Annotated in this window: 13 protein-coding genes; 1 reads left to right on the top strand and 12 read right to left on the bottom strand. The window is 42.9% G+C overall.

Going from position 1 to position 17,392, the window contains the following annotated elements; all coding sequences use genetic code 11:
• Positions 1–32: 32 nt before the first annotated feature.
• From ADH92_RS06050 to ADH92_RS05995, 12 genes are all read right to left on the bottom strand, one after another.
• On the bottom strand, positions 33–3,131 hold the full coding sequence (locus ADH92_RS06050; protein WP_049497790.1) for a pilus expression-regulating Snf2 family helicase: 3,099 nt from the start codon (positions 3,129–3,131) through the stop codon (positions 33–35).
• 565 nt (positions 3,132–3,696) lie between these two features.
• A complete protein-coding gene (gene der, locus ADH92_RS06045; RefSeq protein WP_031575509.1) occupies positions 3,697–5,007 on the bottom strand; it encodes a ribosome biogenesis GTPase Der in 1,311 nt (436 codons plus the stop codon).
• Positions 5,008–5,064: 57 nt separating this feature from the next.
• Positions 5,065–5,778 (bottom strand): nitroreductase family protein, encoded by a 714-nt coding sequence (locus tag ADH92_RS06040; RefSeq protein ID WP_049497789.1) that lies wholly within the window; start codon positions 5,776–5,778, stop codon positions 5,065–5,067.
• Positions 5,775–6,674 (bottom strand): primosomal protein DnaI, encoded by a 900-nt coding sequence (dnaI, locus tag ADH92_RS06035; protein WP_003008404.1) that lies wholly within the window; start codon positions 6,672–6,674, stop codon positions 5,775–5,777. The genes ADH92_RS06040 and dnaI overlap by 4 nt, the downstream gene beginning before the upstream one ends.
• Positions 6,675–7,853, bottom strand: a complete 1,179-nt coding sequence (locus ADH92_RS06030) for a replication initiation and membrane attachment family protein (RefSeq protein WP_049497788.1) — start codon at positions 7,851–7,853, stop codon at positions 6,675–6,677.
• Positions 7,854–8,327 carry a transcriptional regulator NrdR gene (nrdR, locus tag ADH92_RS06025; protein ID WP_003005476.1) on the bottom strand — a complete coding sequence of 158 codons (474 nt, stop codon included), beginning with the start codon at positions 8,325–8,327 and terminating at the stop codon, positions 7,854–7,856.
• A gap of 164 nt (positions 8,328–8,491) precedes the next feature.
• Positions 8,492–9,304 (bottom strand): endonuclease/exonuclease/phosphatase family protein, encoded by an 813-nt coding sequence (locus ADH92_RS06020; protein WP_049474028.1) that lies wholly within the window; start codon positions 9,302–9,304, stop codon positions 8,492–8,494.
• A gap of 85 nt (positions 9,305–9,389) precedes the next feature.
• Positions 9,390–11,582, bottom strand: a complete 2,193-nt coding sequence (locus ADH92_RS06015; protein ID WP_037608409.1) for a PTS transporter subunit IIBC — start codon at positions 11,580–11,582, stop codon at positions 9,390–9,392.
• Positions 11,583–11,818: 236 nt separating this feature from the next.
• Entirely contained in the window at positions 11,819–12,517 is a 699-nt protein-coding gene (locus ADH92_RS06010; RefSeq protein WP_049492430.1) for a response regulator transcription factor, read from the bottom strand.
• 9 nt (positions 12,518–12,526) lie between these two features.
• Entirely contained in the window at positions 12,527–13,951 is a 1,425-nt protein-coding gene (gene gndA, locus ADH92_RS06005; RefSeq protein WP_003004949.1) for an NADP-dependent phosphogluconate dehydrogenase, read from the bottom strand.
• A 169-nt stretch (positions 13,952–14,120) separates the two neighbouring features.
• Positions 14,121–15,599, bottom strand: coding sequence for a flotillin family protein (locus ADH92_RS06000; RefSeq protein WP_003005145.1), 1,479 nt, complete (start codon positions 15,597–15,599; stop codon positions 14,121–14,123).
• Between the two features lie 124 nt (positions 15,600–15,723).
• Positions 15,724–16,263, bottom strand: a complete 540-nt coding sequence (locus ADH92_RS05995; RefSeq protein WP_023918923.1) for a YceD family protein — start codon at positions 16,261–16,263, stop codon at positions 15,724–15,726.
• Between the two features lie 196 nt (positions 16,264–16,459).
• Between ADH92_RS05995 and ADH92_RS05990 the strand changes: the two genes are divergently transcribed.
• A complete protein-coding gene (locus ADH92_RS05990; protein WP_023918925.1) occupies positions 16,460–17,320 on the top strand; it encodes a helix-turn-helix domain-containing protein in 861 nt (286 codons plus the stop codon).
• Positions 17,321–17,392: the final 72 nt, after the last annotated feature.

Here is a 17,392-nt window from a genome sequence, read left to right as displayed (position 1 = left end):
TTAATTATAAACTATTCACAGAATTTTTCAAGCTATTCTGACTGAATTCCAAGAATCTCACGAATTTCCTCAACCGATAAACTAGATCGTGTTTCCGTTCCGTCTAAAATCGTTGAGACCAAGTGTCTTTTGGAAGCTTGTAGTTCTTGGATTTTTTCTTCGATCGTACCACGAGTAATCATGCGGTAAACTTCAACATTTTGTTCCTGTCCCATTCGATGGGCACGTCCAATAGCCTGGTCTTCCACTGCAGGATTCCACCACAAATCGACTAAGATGACCGTATCGGCACCAGTGAGGTTCAATCCAACCCCTCCAGCCTTCAGAGAAATGAGAAAAGCATGGCGCTCACCTGCATTAAAAGCATTGGTCATTTCTTGTCGATCTTTAGCGGGAGTAGAACCTGTGATTTTAAAGGAGGTCATGCCAAGCTGGTCAATCTCCTGCTCTAGGATATCCAGCATGCCTCTAAATTGAGAGAAGATCAAAACCCGGTGTTCGCCATCCTTGATTTGACCCAAAAGATCTCGAAGGCTCTCCAATTTCCCACTATCTCCCTGATAGTCTTCCATAAAGAGGGCGGGGGTATCACAGATTTGGCGAAGGCGCATGAGACCCGAGAGAATTTCCACCTTACTCCGATTTAGTTCTTCCTCGCTAGAGCTTCGAACCCGATCTTGAATTTGTTTTAATTGAGCCAAATAGATCGTTTTTTGGCTTTCATCCAACTCATTGTGGTAGGTTGTTTCAATCAAGTCCGGTAATTCTTGGAGCACTTCATCTTTTTTCCGTCTCATGACAAAAGGTTTGACAAATCGTGCAATGGTCTCAGGACTCAATTTTTGAAATTCTCTTTTAGCTGGGAAGAGCCCTGGAAGGACAATTTGGAAAATGGACCAGAGTTCACCCACATGATTTTCAATCGGTGTCCCAGATAGGGCAAACACATGCGGAACCTCAAAGCCACGTAAGTGTTGGGCAATCTTGGTTTGGGCATTTTTCATGACCTGGGCTTCATCTAGAATCAAGTACTCATACTGATTCTTCTGGTATTCCTCCACATCTTGACGAAAAGACGCGTAACTAGTGATAACTACCTGTGGATTGGTTGCGATGAGTTCATCTCGGTGCTGCTTGAGACCATAGACGACTGCCACTTCCATCTGAGGAGCGAATTTTGAAAATTCTTGTTTCCAATTGTAGATGAGACTAGATGGAGCTAGAATCAAGATTTTAGTTTCTTTTTTTGCGACACTGGTCAAGAAGGAAATAGTCTGCAGGGTTTTCCCAAGCCCCATATCATCCGCTAAAATACCACCAAAACCATAATGATTTAACATGGAGAACCATTTAACCCCTGTTTCTTGGTAATCCCTTAGGGTCGCTTGGATTGTCATCTGAGGGAGTTGGAAGTCTTCTGGATGAGTCAAATCATGAGCTAAATTTCGAAAGTCTTCTGAAAAATGAACATTGTCTTGATCTGCCAACAAATCAGATAGCTGATAAGCGGCAATCCGGCGGGCTTGTAGTTTCCCACCCTTGCTCATTTTCGCCCGCAGATCTGCTAAGGCTCGACTGATCTTCTTGGTTTCTTCATCAAAGACAAGAACTTTCCCTGTATGGCTGACAAAATAGTCTTTTTGCCCTACTAGAGCTTTGAGGACCTGGTCCACTTCGGCTGGATCCACACTTTCAAAGTCAAAACCGATCTCCAGTAGACTGCCATTGGTTTTAACATCAATTTTTGTACGCTCCACTTGATAAAGATCTAAAAGGCTATCAGAGAGGGTAACCTCTCCTAAGGCTTCAAAAGTCGGGATCTGTTGGTGAAAGAATGGATAGATTTGCTCACTTGATAAAGGACTTCTTTGGGAAGAAAAATCATCCGTAAAACCTGCTGCTAGCATGGTTGAAAAAACTTCTTGCTCCTTATCGAAATCACTGGAATAAGGAAGATTGAGAAGTTCCTCACGCGTGGTCACCACACGATCCTGGTATTGAAAGACAACATCCAGTAATACAGTCTGATCCTGTGCTAGATCAAAATGAAATTCCGGAGTGAAATCGTGGATTAAAAAGCTGGTCGGGGCTGTTATTTGTCCCAGTTTTTTGAACTCTTTTAAACTATAGGAAAGTTTGGTCTGATCCGTTGGATCAAAATGCAGGCGTTTTTTTCGATCTTGATCCATTGGTAAGTCTTGAATCGCCTTCCATAAGGTCCGCTGTTGGGGCGTCAGGTGATAGAAGACACCATTTCGAAACAGGTAAACAGCAGACTCGACAACCTTCACTTGTGGCTCAGTAATGATCAATTCGTAAAAATCACCATGGTCTTCCACCTGAAAATGAAAGAGATCTTCCTCCCCATGGACATCCTGAAAATAGACTTCAGAAAAATCATACAAGCTGTATTGCAAGAGGAAGGAATCCAAATTCATTAGTAATTCTACAGCTTCTTCAAAGAGAGTCGGTGGAAAATAAAGATGGCGCCCAGCATTGGGAAAGAAATCTTGCTCTTTCGAGCCACTATCTGTGACCAAGCCTTGTAGGAAATTGATCACATCCTGACTAGGCCCATCAAATTCTAAGTAAGAAATGGGTTCATAGTAACTTTTGCCAATTGCAAAGTGGCCTTCTTTCTGAAGGGTCTGCAAAAAAGCTAGCACATCTCTGATCACATAAGAACGCTCGTCTGGCAAGCGACGAATGCGAAGGGTCCACAAGAATTGACCAGAGTATTCATCCTCCTGCCCGACTGCTGATAAGACATAGCGAGTTTCTTTCTTTTCGATTTTTGGAAGGACCTGGTCTAAAAACAAACTTCCAAAAGAGACCTTCTCCTGCGTTTCTTCAGTCGCCGTGGCATCTTCTTCAAGGCTTGTAAGAGCTGCTTTCCCACTGTCATCATTCTTCAAAAAAGCTTCCACAGCTGCTAGATGTGTACAGAATTTTTTCTTTTGAAAGAAAGCACAGCTACAAAAAACAGCATCGTCGTCCAAACTGTACCGCAAGCTTTCTTCTTCCACCCGAAAATATAGGTATTTTTCTTTTACTTCCTGAAGGGAAACCTTCCCAGCTTCATAGAGAAGGCTCCCTTGTGAACGAACCTTCCCAGGAATTAATTTTGCCATGTTTACCACCTTAGATTAATCCCTTTATTATACCATATTTAAGCAAAAATTAGAAAAAATAGTCATCATCTTGAAAGGATTTTAGCCCGTTTTTTACCTGATTTCGTAACGCTCTCAGTTCAAACAGCTATCCCTAATATCTATCTGTTAACTGTTTGATCGAATAGCTAAACAACGGGAATAGCAAAATCCCGATTGCTCATAGAGAAAAGAAAAAACACGACCTTATTTTTTAATAAAATCCCCAGCAATAGGATCAAGAGCTCCAAGCTTACGATCGAACCGAGAAACAGGAGATACAGATAGATTTTAAATAATAAGTACACAAACCTAAAGCTCTCATGATGTTCATGAGTTTACTCTACTCATCCTTAAAAAAAGCATAAGGAATAAAGAATATCCGGACCATGATACTACGCATCTGACTATCCTCCACTTCATTTTACCAGCTTATTAAAAAAAGCAACGCTTATGCGCTACTTTTAGTTATTTTCATAGTTGGAAGAATGAGCGTTTTATCATTTGAAATATCCTTCTCCACTTTGATCCATTTGTCTCTTATTCCCTACTTCCGTTTTCGAGCAATCAAATGGATTGGAGTTCCTTCAAAAACAAAGGCCTTGCGAATTTGGTTCTCCAAGAAACGGAGGTATGAGAAGTGCATCAGTTCTTCTTCGTTAACAAAGACCACAAAAGTTGGCGGCTTGGTTGCCACTTGTGTCGCATAGAAGATCTTGAGGCGTTTCCCTTTGTCGGTCGGCGTTGGATTAATGGCAATGGCATCCATAATCACATCGTTCAAGACAGCTGAAGGAATCCGTGTATTTTGACTCTCACTGATCTGTTTGATCATCTCTGGCAACTTGTGCAAGCGTTGTTTGGTTAAGGCAGAGACAAAAACAATCGGCGCATAAGAAAGGTATTGGAATTGATCGCGAATGTCATCTTCCCACTGCTTCATGGTATGGTTGTCTTTTTCAATAGTATCCCATTTATTGACAACAATGATCATCCCTTTTCCAGCTTCATGAGCAAAGCCAGCGATCCGCTTGTCATACTCCCGAATCCCTTCTTCGGCATTGATAACCATCAAAACCACATCTGAGCGATCGATGGCACGCATGGCACGCATGACAGAATATTTCTCAGTGTTTTCATAGATTTTACCAGATTTGCGCATACCAGCTGTATCGATCATGGTAAATTCTTGGCCATCTGCATCGGTAAAATGGGTATCGATAGCATCCCGTGTGGTTCCAGCAACAGGGCTTGCGATGACCCGGTCTTCTCCAAGGATCGCATTGATCAAGCTTGATTTCCCAACATTTGGACGACCAATCAAGCTAAATTTGATGATATCTGGATTTTCTTCTTCTGTGTCATTCGGAAGATTTTCGATGATGGCATCGAGAACATCCCCAGTTCCGATCCCGTGGACAGAGGATACCGGTAGTGGCTCGCCCAGTCCTAAGGCATAAAAGTCATAGATATCATTGCGCATCTCTGGGTTATCCACCTTGTTGACTGCAAGAATAACCGGTTTATGGGTCTTATACAAGATACGTGTGACATATTCATCCGCATCCGTGATCCCTTCTTTTCCAGAAACAACAAAGACGATCACATCTGCTTCGTCCATGGCAATTTCTGCCTGATGCTTGATTTGCTCCATAAATGGGGCATCTACGTCATCAATTCCCCCCGTATCGATGATACTAAATTTTCGATTCAACCACTCAGCTGTTGCATAAATGCGGTCACGAGTGACTCCTTCTACATCCTCAACGATGGAAATCCGCTCACCGGCAATCCGGTTAAAGAGTGTAGATTTTCCGACATTGGGACGGCCTACAATCGCAATAGTTGGTAGGGCCATGATTTCCTCTTTTCTAATGAAAGGCGAGACCTCGGTTCAAGAACGCCTCTCTTCATTTCATAATAGTTTGTGTTTTTCTAGTAGTTTTTTGGTCTCTTCTTGTTCAGGTTGACCAAATTGAGCTGCAAGGCGCTCGCTCCAGCTGTCGGTTGCACGCGCTCCAGCATAATCTGCCTGAACCTTGTCATAGGCAGTCACAACTGATAGGTCTTGTTCTTGGTATTCTTCTTCAAAAGCAACCTGCTCCAATGGCAAACGTGGTTTCACCGCATGTTGCTGGTTGGGTACTCCGAGGGCAATCCCAAAAACCGGATAGGTATAGTCTGGCAGACGGAAGAGTTCTGCGACTTCTTCTGAACAGTAGCGCAACATGCCGATAATCACTCCACCATAGCCGAGACTTTCAGCTGCCAATAGTGTATTTTGAGCTGCTAGAGCCGCATCCACTGAGGTGATCAGTAAGTTGTCCACCCCTTCAGGATGGAAATCCTGCTCATGAAGTTTGACAGCTTTTCCAGCACGGTTTAAATCCCCAACAAAGAGGAGAAAGACGGCTGATTGGCGAATCGCTTCTTGAGGAAGCAAGTCGTAGAGGGCTTCTTTCTTTTCCTTGCTTTTGACCACAATCACAGAATAAGACTGAAAATTTTTCCAACTTGATGCCATCTGCCCAGCTGATAAAATTTCCTTGAGGTCAGCTTCTTTGATGGCTTCTTCCTTAAAACGGCGAACAGAAAAATGAGATTTCATTAAACGGATGGTTTCATTCATCGGCGATTGACTCCTTCCAAATGGATTTCCTTGGCTAAAAATTTCACGCGCTCCATGACCCGTTTGGCCTGCCAGGTTTCATCTCCATTACGCGAAGCTGCAAAATGACGTTCCAACTCTTCAAAATTAAAGTTAGAAGTAAAGAAGGTTGGGAGATTTTCCTGCATTCGGTGCTGCAAAATCACTTGTAAGATTTCATCTCGCACCCAGGCTGACATCTGTTCCGCACCGATATCATCGAGAATTAAAATTTCGGCTTTTTTCACCTGATCGACGGTTTCTTTGACCAAGCCTGAACTGATGGCATTTTTAACATCGATCGCAAAACTTGGAAAATGAAGTAGGGTAGTAGAGGCCTGGCGTTTTTCGGATAAATCATGAGCCAAGGCTGCCATCATGTAGCTCTTTCCTACTCCGAAATCACCATAGAGGTAGATCCCCTTTTGATATTCAGGATAGTTGGCCACAAAATTAGCTAATTCTTCAAAGGCCTCAAATCGCCCCTTATCATCGAGTTCTACCTTGGCTAGACTCGCTTCTTTCAAGGTTGAAGGGAGATTGATCAAGTTGAGACGTTGGTTGATCGCAGCTCGTTTTTGGGCTTCGATTAACTCTGGCGTTTCCTCATAAGCGACATCCGCATAGCCTTCATTCATGGTGAGGATGGGCTTATAACCTTTGGCAATATAATCCGGATCTCCCAATAAGAAACGGTTGCGTTCACTAATGTATTGATTAAATTTTGAAATACTCCGTCGAATTTCTTGTTCAGACAAAGACTGGTCCTTGATAAAGGCAGCAACTTCTTGGTCTGCCAAGATCTGTGCGACCAAATCCTCATAGTTAAATTGACGCGCACGGTTCATGTGAGACATGGTTTGACCTACACTTTCCATCTACTCACCTCCTTGATTCAGTTTTTCTAATAGGCGTTGTTTCTCTTTAGCAAGATCCACCTTTTCTGCTTGACTGGTTTGATTTTGATAGTTTGGTTGGCTCCACTTGGGAACATTGCTGTTCTTGCCCTTAGCTGATGTAGGACTCGTCCCCTTGTTTCCTTGAGCTTTAGCTTGTTCCTGGCGTTCTCGAACTTTTAAAATCGCTAGTTCTGCACTGTTGACCCCTTGATAAGAAAAATCATTTCCCACCTTCAAAGCATACTTTTCATTGAGATTAGCAGACTGGGTCTTATTAAAGGTCAACAATAAGATGATATTGATCACCTCATCTAATAAGCCTAGATCAGCTAACTTGGATAAAGTCTTGCGTTCGCTCTGCGTAATGGTCGCATTGCGCGCCTTCTTAATCTCCGCTAGAAATTGTAGGCTGGATTTTGCCTTAGCTTCCCTCAGAATAGTTTCTTCCTGACGGCTATAGGACATGCGGGGTTGCTCTTGGCTAGCCTGAGCTAATTTTTGTTTCATTCTCTTTGGAGAGACGGTACGGTCTACAGCTGTTTCTTTCGCCAGGAGATAAGTTTCATACCAGGTCCATTGCTGCTCTTCTGCGATGGCAAAGAGGGCAAGAGTTGCTTCTCCTTCATCCGCAAAACGAAGTCCATCACGCCCCATCATCCGTTTAAACATCTCCATATCAAACTGCTGTTTCTTACTTGGAAGAACGGTCGCCTCCCCAGCATCTAGTCCAAAGACTTGCGAGAAGGAAACTTGCCGTCTAGTCCCTAAAGAGCGTGCTGGGAGCAGATCCTCCACGGCCTTTTCCCCAATTTTCTTTTCAAGCAAGCGTTTGAAAACAGCATTCGAAAAAAATTGTTCTGCCTCAAGAGGAGCATGTAACTGAATGGTGATCCCAACTTCTTCCTCATAGAGATCGAGCAAACCCATAGCAATTAAACGATCAAAGGCTAGTAGCAATTGTGAAAATCCTATATTCAAATGATTGAGGATTTGAGCCAGTAAATATTGTTTTTCACCCTGATCATAAGAGGCCAGCAGATAACGATAAACCGTTACCGTTTCCACCTCCAAAATAGGCAGGTAATACTGCTCCAATGCAGCCCCTGCCGGTGGAAGAAGATTATTTTTTAAAAATGCGAAAGGCGTATTGGGCTTCATCTATTTTTCCTTTTTCTTCTTGGTTCCCTTCGTAATTTGTTTCAAGAGGGTCTCTAACTCACCGACATCCTTGAAACTCCGGTAAACACTAGCAAAACGGACATAGGTGATCTCATCTAGATCTGCTAACTCATCCATGACCAACGAACCAATATACTCACTGTTGATTTCATTATCACTTTGGCTGCGAACCTTTTGTTCAATCCGGTTTACAATTTCTTCGATTTCGTCACTAGAAACAGGCCGTTTTTGAGCTGAGCGGATAATACCATTAAAGATTTTATCACGAGAAAATTGCTCGCGTGTCCCATCCTTTTTGACGACCACTAGAGTCCGCTCTTCCACTCGTTCGTAGGTAGTAAAGCGATAATGGCATTCTTCGCATTCCCTGCGACGACGGATGGTGTTCCCATCTTCAGCTTGTCGACTATCCACCACACTAGACTTACTTCCACCACATTTTGGACAACGCATTTGCTACCTCCTTAAACTGTTTTAACACTTCATTTTACCATAAATTGAATCGTAAAGAAAGCAGAAGAACAGGAGAATCCCCTATGCTTGCTCCTCATTGATCCATAAAAAAGAGTCGAAGGACGATTGAATAAAATCGTTTTCCTTTCGACTCTCCATTTATATTAAAGTGATAATTCAGCTTCTAAGCCATAGTGATCACTGACATGGGGTTTGTTTTGATCATCAAAAATGACATGTAGACGCTGGATGTCCCATTCTGGACTTGCAAAGACGTAATCGATTCGCAATGGAACTTGATTATCCGTCCAGCCATCGATTCCAGGACCTACAGTATAAGTCCCCTTTGTTTCTTTGGCTTCGATAAAACTATCTTGAAGTTTTAGCGAACTGGATAGAATCGTTTCATACCCTTCTTGACCAGCAGGATTATTGAAATCACCAGCTAGAATAAAAGGTTTGCCTACTTGGCTGAAGTAGTTCTCAATGCGTGGCCACTCAAATTGGAAACCTTTGTCCCACCAAGAAAGATGGACGCTGGCAACAGCAATCTCTTTGCCATCTACACTTGTATGGGCAACGGCTACTCGACGAGTATGGTAGTCCGTTGGATCATCCATATTGGATACCAAAATCTCATCCGCCTTCAAGGGTTGACGCGAAAGAACGGCCACACCCTCATTGAGGTGATCATAGCCAATATGGTTGTAGGCCCAAGTCCAATAATAGTGGAGTCCATGAGCAGCTAACTCTTCTACCAATACGCGAACAAAGTGATCCTTGTGAATCGCTACAGATGATGGCAAAGCTTGATAATACTCATCTGTTTCGACTGTTTCTGAGGCCATTTCTTGATTGACCTCTTGGAAACAGATCACATCATATTGCGCTTCTAAAATTTGTTCCTTGAGGGTTTCAAATTTTTGCTGAGCATTCTCTTCCATCCAACTATGGGAATTTAATGTTAAAAATTTCATCCCCTGATTTCTCCTTCTCTCCAAATCAAGAAACGGCAAGAGGCCGGGTGCACTGCCCCAACCTCATTTTCTTTGCCGACGTCTCTTATAATTCTACTGTTGCAACTGGCGCATTTGCTGCCAATTTACCAGTATGTTCGACCTTAACGGATTTAATCGCATCTGCATTTGTGAAGACAACAATTGTTGAAGTTTCACGACCAGCTGCACGGATCGCATCAAGGTCTGCTTCTACCAAGAGGTCTCCAGCAGCCACTGTTTGACCTTCAGAAACTTTAACCTCAAATGGTTTTCCTTCAAGACTAACAGTATCTAGACCGATGTGAACCAAGACTTCCAAACCATTATCTGTTACCAAACCAAGGGCATGTTTGGTTGGGAAGACGCTAGTAACTTTACCAGCAACTGGTGAAACGATGTGGCCATTTTCAGGCTCAACCGCAAATCCGTCACCCATCATTTTTTGTGAGAATACAGGATCTTTCACATCTTCGATGTTGATCACTTCACCATCTGCAACGGAATGCACTTCATCAGTTACCCCTTTAAAGGTTGCTTCAGCTTTTTGAACTGCTGTCATTTGGCTAGGAAGTGTTTCAGGAATAACTTCACCCGAATCAAGAACGTCTTGGATATCAGATTTCAATACGTCAGCTTTAGGTCCGTAGATTGCTTGGACACCTTGTCCTTTCATGACAAGACCCATAGCGCCTTCAGCTTTCCATTGTTCTTCTGTTCCGACTTTTTCAGCGTCCTTAACGGTTACACGAAGACGAGTCATACATGCGTCAACGTCTACGATATTGGCACGTCCACCAAGAAGGTTGATGATGTTAATGACTTGTGAGCTTGCTGAGCTTGTAGCAGCACCTGCTGCTGCACCATCTCCTGCAGGGGCGTCATCATTTTGTTCATAGTTACCGTTACGTCCTGGAGTTGCATAATTGAATTTCTTAATCATGAAGTTAGCAATGAAGTACATGATAAAGGCAAAGAGGACTGTTACCCATACAAAGTTAAAGATATCTAAAGCCAAACCAGCGTTGATGGCCATTGGGGTACGTGTCAAGAACTCGATTGAACCGAATGAGTGGACACGAAGGTGAACCAAGTCAGCCATTGCAAAGGCAGCTCCTTGAACAAAGGCATAGATTAGGTATAAAGGTGTTGCAATGAACATGAACATGTATTCAATTGGTTCAGTAACACCTGTCAAGAATGTAGCAAGGGCAGTTGCAAAAAGCATCCCTTTGTATTTTTCTTTCTTATCTGGGTCAACATTGCGATAGATAGCAACTACAACCCCCATCAAGATACCAAATGATCCAATCATTTGACCAACTTTGAAACGAGCTGGTGTGTACGCATGAAGCAAGTGTTGGTATTGGCTAGGATCTGCCTTCTTCAAGTTAACAAGGTCTGTTACCCAAGCCAACCAAAGTGGATCTTGTCCAAATACAGTTGTTCCTTTGGCAGCACCTGTAAGAACTTGGTAGCTACCACCCAATTGAGTATAGTTGATTGGAATGGTCAACATGTGGTGAAGACCAAACGGCAAGAGAAGACGTTCCAAGGTACCAAACAAGAATGGTGCCAATACTGGAGCTGTTGATTGTGAGTTGGCGATCCAGACACCGAATCCATTAATTCCTGATTGAACCACTGGCCACAAGGCTGCCAAAACCAAGGCTGTAAGAGCTGAACGAACGATAACAACGAATGGGACAAAGCGCTTCCCGTTAAAGAAAGAAAGGGCTTCTGGGAGTTTACGGTAGTTATAGTATTTATTGAAAGCAGTTGCTCCAACAAAACCTGAGATAATCCCTACAAACACCCCCATATTAAGTGCCGGTGCTTCAAGGACACTAATGAAGTAGTCTGCAACTTTAATTGATCCACCTAAGATCGTATGAACGGTAGCATCCTTATCAGCCAACATTGCAGATGTAACTCCAAAAACTGCACCGGTAATACGGTTAATCAAGATGAAAGAGAGACCAGCCGCAAAGGCACCCCCAGCACGCTCTTTGGCCCAGCTACCACCGATAGCGAGTGCAAAGAGGATGTGAAGGTTACCGATAACCCCCCAACCGATTTGTTCGAGAATCCCACCTGTAATAACAAGTGGAGATAAATTCGGGTTGATCATAGGGATTGATTTCCCGATTGAAATCATCAACCCAGCAGCTGGCATGACAGCGATAACGACCATCAAGGCCTTACCAAACTTCTGCCAGAATTCAAAGCTAAATAAACTTTTGAATGATCCTTTATTCATCATTCAACCTCCTTATATTGTTTAAGGCTTTTGTTTTTAAGAAAACGTTTGCGCTTAATTTGTTTCTAGTATACCACATTTTAAAAATTTGTAAAGCCTTACATTCATTTTTTTCTCTAAATTTTATCTTTTTTTATCTTTTTTTAGCCAAATCCTTTTTAAAACCCATCCTTTCCAAACGCAAACGTTTCCCTTGAGTCATAAAAATATTCGAACCCTCTAAGGGTTCGAATATTTTATTCTAATGTGTCTTGCATGGCATAGCCAATCCCACGAACGGTCTTAATATAGCTTTTTTGACCGGGTAGATCAATTTTCCCACGGAGATAACGGATATAGACGTCCACAATATTAGTCTCACCTGTACTCTCGTACTTCCAGACACTTTCCAACAACTGATCTCGTGTCACCACCCCTTTGCTTCCCATCAGAGTCGCTAAGAGATCATACTCTCTGCGGGTTAAACTAATCATGTCTTTCCCACGATAGACGGTATGGTGTTCCACATCAATGCGCAAATTGCGGTATGATGTTGGGATTTTCATCTGGCTACAATGTTGGTCAATATAATCACGTCCTCTAAAAATGGCTGTGATCTTATCTACCAAATCGCTGATAATAAAGGGTTTAACCATATAGGAAACGGCAAAGCGCTGAATACTCTCTTTGTGCTCAGCAATTTTTTCGCGGCTATCCAAAACAATCAAAACAGAAGCTGGGCGAATCCGACTGATTTCCTCTGCGAATGTTTCACCAGACATATCTGACAAATCGTAATTAAACAAGATCAGATCATATTTAGTCGCAGCAATTAAGGCCAGACCCGCTTTTCCATCCTCGACCACATCAACTTGATACCCCTCTTTTTGAAGTTCCAAATCAATGAAGCGAGCGATTTGCTTCTCATTTTCTACTAGTAGAACTCGTTTGACCATAGAGCAAGATTATTTTTCGTCGTACCAAGAATAGTGGAAGGTACCTTCTTTGTCTTTACGTTGGTAAGTGTGAGCACCAAAGTAGTCACGTTGTGCTTGGATCAAGTTTGCTGGAAGATCCGCTGAACGGTAGCTATCGAAGTAAGTGATGGCTGCTGAGAAGGTTGGTACAGGCACACCAGCTTGAACAGCAAGAGCTACGATATCCCGAACTGATTGTTGGTACTTAGCAGTAACATCTAAGAAGTACTCATCCAATAGAAGGTTAGCAAGATCTGCATCGCGGTTGTAAGCATCTGTGATCTTTTGCAAGAAACGAGAACGGATGATACATCCATCGCGCCAGATAGATGCGATGTCTGCAAATGGCAAGTTCCAGTTGTTTTCTTTAGAAGCAACACGCAATTGCGCAAAACCTTGTGCGTAAGAGATGATTTTTGAGAAGTAAAGGGCTTGACGAATCTTTTCGATCAACTCAGCCTTGTCTCCTTCAAATTTGAATGCAGCTGGTTTTGGAAGAACCTTGCTAGCATGTACACGTTCTTCTTTGTAGGCAGAGATGTAACGGGCAAATACTGACTCAGTGATGAGTGACAACGGCACACCAAGGTCAAGCGCTGATTGGCTAGTCCATTTACCAGTTCCTTTGTTTCCTGCAGCGTCCAAGATGTAGTCTACGATTGGTCCATCTTGACCTTCGTCGTCTTTGCGTTTCAAGATATCAGCAGTGATTTCGATCAAGTAGCTGTCCAATTCACCCTTGTTCCATTCAGTGAAGATTTCAGCCATGTCTTCTGCAGAAAGACCAAGCAAGTGTTGCATGAGGTCATAGCTTTCTGCGATCAATTGCATATCCCCGTACTCGATACCGTTGTGGACCATTTTCACGTAGTGACCAGCTCCATCAGGACCGATGTAAGTCACACATGGTTTTCCATCTTCAGGCGCTTTTGCAGAGATTTCTTCAAGAACGTCTGCTACCAAGTCATACGCTTCTTTTTGCCCACCAGGCATGATTGAAGGACCTTCAAGGGCACCTTTTTCCCCACCAGATACACCAGTACCAATAAAGTTGATTCCTGAGTTCGCCAATTCTTCATTACGACGGATGGTATCTTTATAGAAAGTGTTTCCTCCGTCGATCAAGATATCACCTTTGTCCAAGTGTGGAAGAAGGGCTTGGATGGTTGCGTCTGTACCAGGTCCGGCTTGAACCATGAGCATGATACGACGTGGTTTTTCGATAGAGTTTACGAAGCTTTCGATATCATAGCTTGGCACAAAGTTTTTATCAGGATGGCAAGCAATTACATCTTCTGTTTTTTCTTTACTACGGTTATAAATGGCAACTGTGTAGCCACGAGATTCGATATTAAGGGCAAGGTTACGACCCATTACGGCCATACCAACAACACCAAAGTTTGCTTTAGTCATGTGACACTCCTCTTTATAGTTTGCCTTTATTCTACCATTTTTCCTCCTCAAAAGAAAGCAGAAAATAGCTTCCCACCTTCTCTAAGAGGGAGAAGATCATGCAAATCATTTGATCTTAAAAACAAAAGTGCCCGAGAAACAGTTCTCAGACACTTCTTGATGAATGGCATTAATCTTCTTTAGAAGCTAACTCCTCTGCTTCAATGACCGGTTGTTCTCCTTCTTTGAGTTTATTGACCGTCATATTGACCCCAAGGGCTCCTGCTAGCAATTGACGAATATCAAATCCGGCTCCTTGAGAGACTTGGTCGATACTTTGCATAATATCGCCCACCATCTTAGAAGCATTGCCTTCCCCGTACATGGTGATCTTATCAACCTTGGTTAATGGTTCTGCGACAGCACGCGCAATTTCAGGCAACTTGTCAACGACCATTTCAGTAATGGCTGCTTCTTGCATTTTCTTCATGGCTTCGGCCTTTTGGTCCAAACCTTTGGCTTCGGCTTCCAGTTTCAAGCGAATAGCTTCAGCCTCGGCACGACCTTTGGCTTCAATAGCTTCGGCCTCTTGCAATTGGGCAAATTTCTCAGCTTCGGCTTGGGCTTTCCGAGCTTCGGCTTCTTTTTGTGTTTCGAAGAGTTCAGCTTCGGCCTTGCGTTGGCGTTCGATCAATTCTGCTTCTGCAGCTTGTTGACGCGCATATTTTTCAGCTTCAGCTTGTTTGCGGATGTTGGCATCCAATTCTTGCTCACGAACCTTAACTTCGCGCTCTTTGACTTCCGCTTCTTTTTCCTGTTTCATGATATTGGCTTCGGCTGCCACGCGCTCTTGTTCACGACGTTGCACTTCTGCCTCAATTCCTTTAGCGGCATCTGCTTTTGCTTGGGCAATGTCTGCTTCTTGCTTGAGGGCTGCTTGTTTGAGTTTCAGTTCATTTTGTTTTTGCGCAATTTCAAGATCGGCAGCGACGCGTTTGTCGTTAGCCAATTTATCTTGTTCTGCTTCGACTTCCTTGCGTTCACGTTCTGCTTTGGCTTTGGCAATCAAGGCATCTTTCTTAATGGTTTCAACATTTTCAATCCCGAGGTTATCGATGACTCCCCCTTCATCAGAGAAGGATTGAACCGTAAAGGCGATGACTTCTAGACCCATTTTTGCCAAGTCTGGTGCTACGTTGTCCTGCACTTTTGAGGCAAACTCTTGACGGTCATTGACCATCTTACGGAGCTCCATCTGACCGATCACTTCCCGCAAGTTTCCTTCCAAGACATCTTGGACAGAATTGGAAATATCTGTCGTATTCCAGTTCAAGAAGTTTTCTGCAGCCCGGGCAATCATTTCATCGGTTGTACCGATTTTTAATTTAACAGCTGCATCGGCACGGACGTTAATGAAGTCCAATGTTGGGACTGCTTCTGACGTCCGAACATCTGTCGAGAATTGCTCAATATCAAGATAAGAGCGTTGTTCGACAAAGGGAATCATAAAGCCAGCTTTCCCACGCAAGTGACGTTGCTTCCGAAGACCGGTAATGACCACGACTTCGTTGGGTTTAGCGTTCACATAACCTTTAACAAGCAAAATCAAAATAATAACTGCGACTATTAGGCCGGTAATCAACCAACCTGGAATAAATAAAGTATCCATACTTTTTCTCCTTTTTTAGAGGTCTCCCCTCTGTTATTTATTAATCCTAGTATATCAAAAGAAGGCCTTTCCTCAAAGAAAAGACCTGTATTTATGTCTAAATTTATCAAATGCAATCTCTAGCTTATTCTTCGTCAAACAAGCCATTTAGACCAGCGAAAGGACTGTTTTCTTCTTTCTTGATCGCTTGAGCGGCTTGGTATTCTTCTTCGGACAGGATTTTCCAATCATTGCCTTCGATAAAACCTTGTCCAGCCTCTTCTTCTGGAGTGAGAACCTTGAGAGGAATATTGAGCAGAATATTATCCGCTACACTCTCACTCAGGTCAATCTTCCCACCTTCGATTGGAAGGATCAAGTCTTCCTCTAGGGCCTCGATATCTGCGTCAGACTGTACATCCTCCGCAAACACCTCTGTTACAGGATAGCTCTCTTGAAGCTCAACAGGCTCCATGCTTCGGCTAGATGCCAAAACGATGGTGTAGGTCAACTGGTAATCCAAGACATAGAGGCCTGTATCATAGGCTACTCGTCCTGCCGCTGTCACATTCTTTAAATCAAGAATTTCTGGATTACGCTTTTGCAATTCCTTGAGCAAATCCAACTCTTGATCAAAAGCTAGTCCTTCAGGATTTTTACGGATTTCTTGTGTAAATAGGTTCATTCTTTTGTCCTCAAATCTTCTAGATACTACTAGTATATCATGAAGCTGCCCCTCAACCAAGAAGTCTCCTCAAAAATTTGTTATAATCATGAAAAAAGATACAGAAACTAGGCAATTGGTGTTGTACACAAGGTCCCACCATCTCTTGGACAAAAGAGAGTCACTTGCTAGGGCATTGTTAGATAGAGGAGAATTCATGAAAGATATCGGAGCAGTTTTTCGGCAAATACGTGAAAGTCGCCACATCTCTTTAGAGGAGGCTACGGGTGGCGAATTTTCACGCTCCATGCTATCTCGATTTGAAAGAGGGGAAAATGACCTGACCACGCAACGTTTTTTTCAGGCCCTTCAACAGATCAAAACCAGCCTCAGTGAGTTTTCCCATCTAGCTGGAATCGATCAGCACTCTTTTATTCCCAAATTGTTGAAAGAGCACTATGAAAACATGAGCTTGGAACACGACCAAGCCTTGTACCAAACTTACCAGCTAGCCTATCAGAAACATCAGAAAAAAGAAGACCTCTTAGCCAGCATTATTCTCAAAGTCCAAATGCTTGGCTTCTATCCTGAGGTGGAGCTCACCGCTAGCCAAGAGGAACTGGATTTCCTCCATGATTATCTCTTCTCTGTCACAATCTGGGGAAATTTTGAATTAAACCTGTTTTCTCTGACCTCTCCACTTTTCTCTAGTCGCCTCTATCGCCAATACACAGAGGAGTTGGTCCAAAGGGAGGATTTCAAGCTTCTCCTAGACTCTTCTCGTTCTGCCCTTAACTCTATTTTTCTTAATGGCTTCTTTCTCGCCATTAGTTCAAATGAATTTGAAGATGCATCTTTTTTTGATCACCTAATTAACGACCACTTTTACTCTGAGAACGAAGCCTACCTTCGGACGGTTTATCTCTACGCCAAAGGAGAATTTCTCTATCGAAAGGGAGAAAAAGAAATCGGTCTTGAAAAGATGGAACAGGCCATCCAGGTCCTATCCATTCTTGATTGTAAGGACAGTGCCAACTACTACAAACAGGGCCTGCAAGAACTGATCAATAAATCCTAAAAACTCACAGATCTATCCTGTGAGTTTTTGTTGAAAATATGCAACATTTATTTTTTCTTGTTTTTTAGGTTT

Source organism: Streptococcus parasanguinis (genome assembly GCF_001073155.1).
GTDB lineage: Bacteria > Bacillota > Bacilli > Lactobacillales > Streptococcaceae > Streptococcus > Streptococcus parasanguinis_D.
Note: the sequence above shows the minus strand (reverse complement) of the source record. Positions and strands in the feature narration are given on the sequence as shown.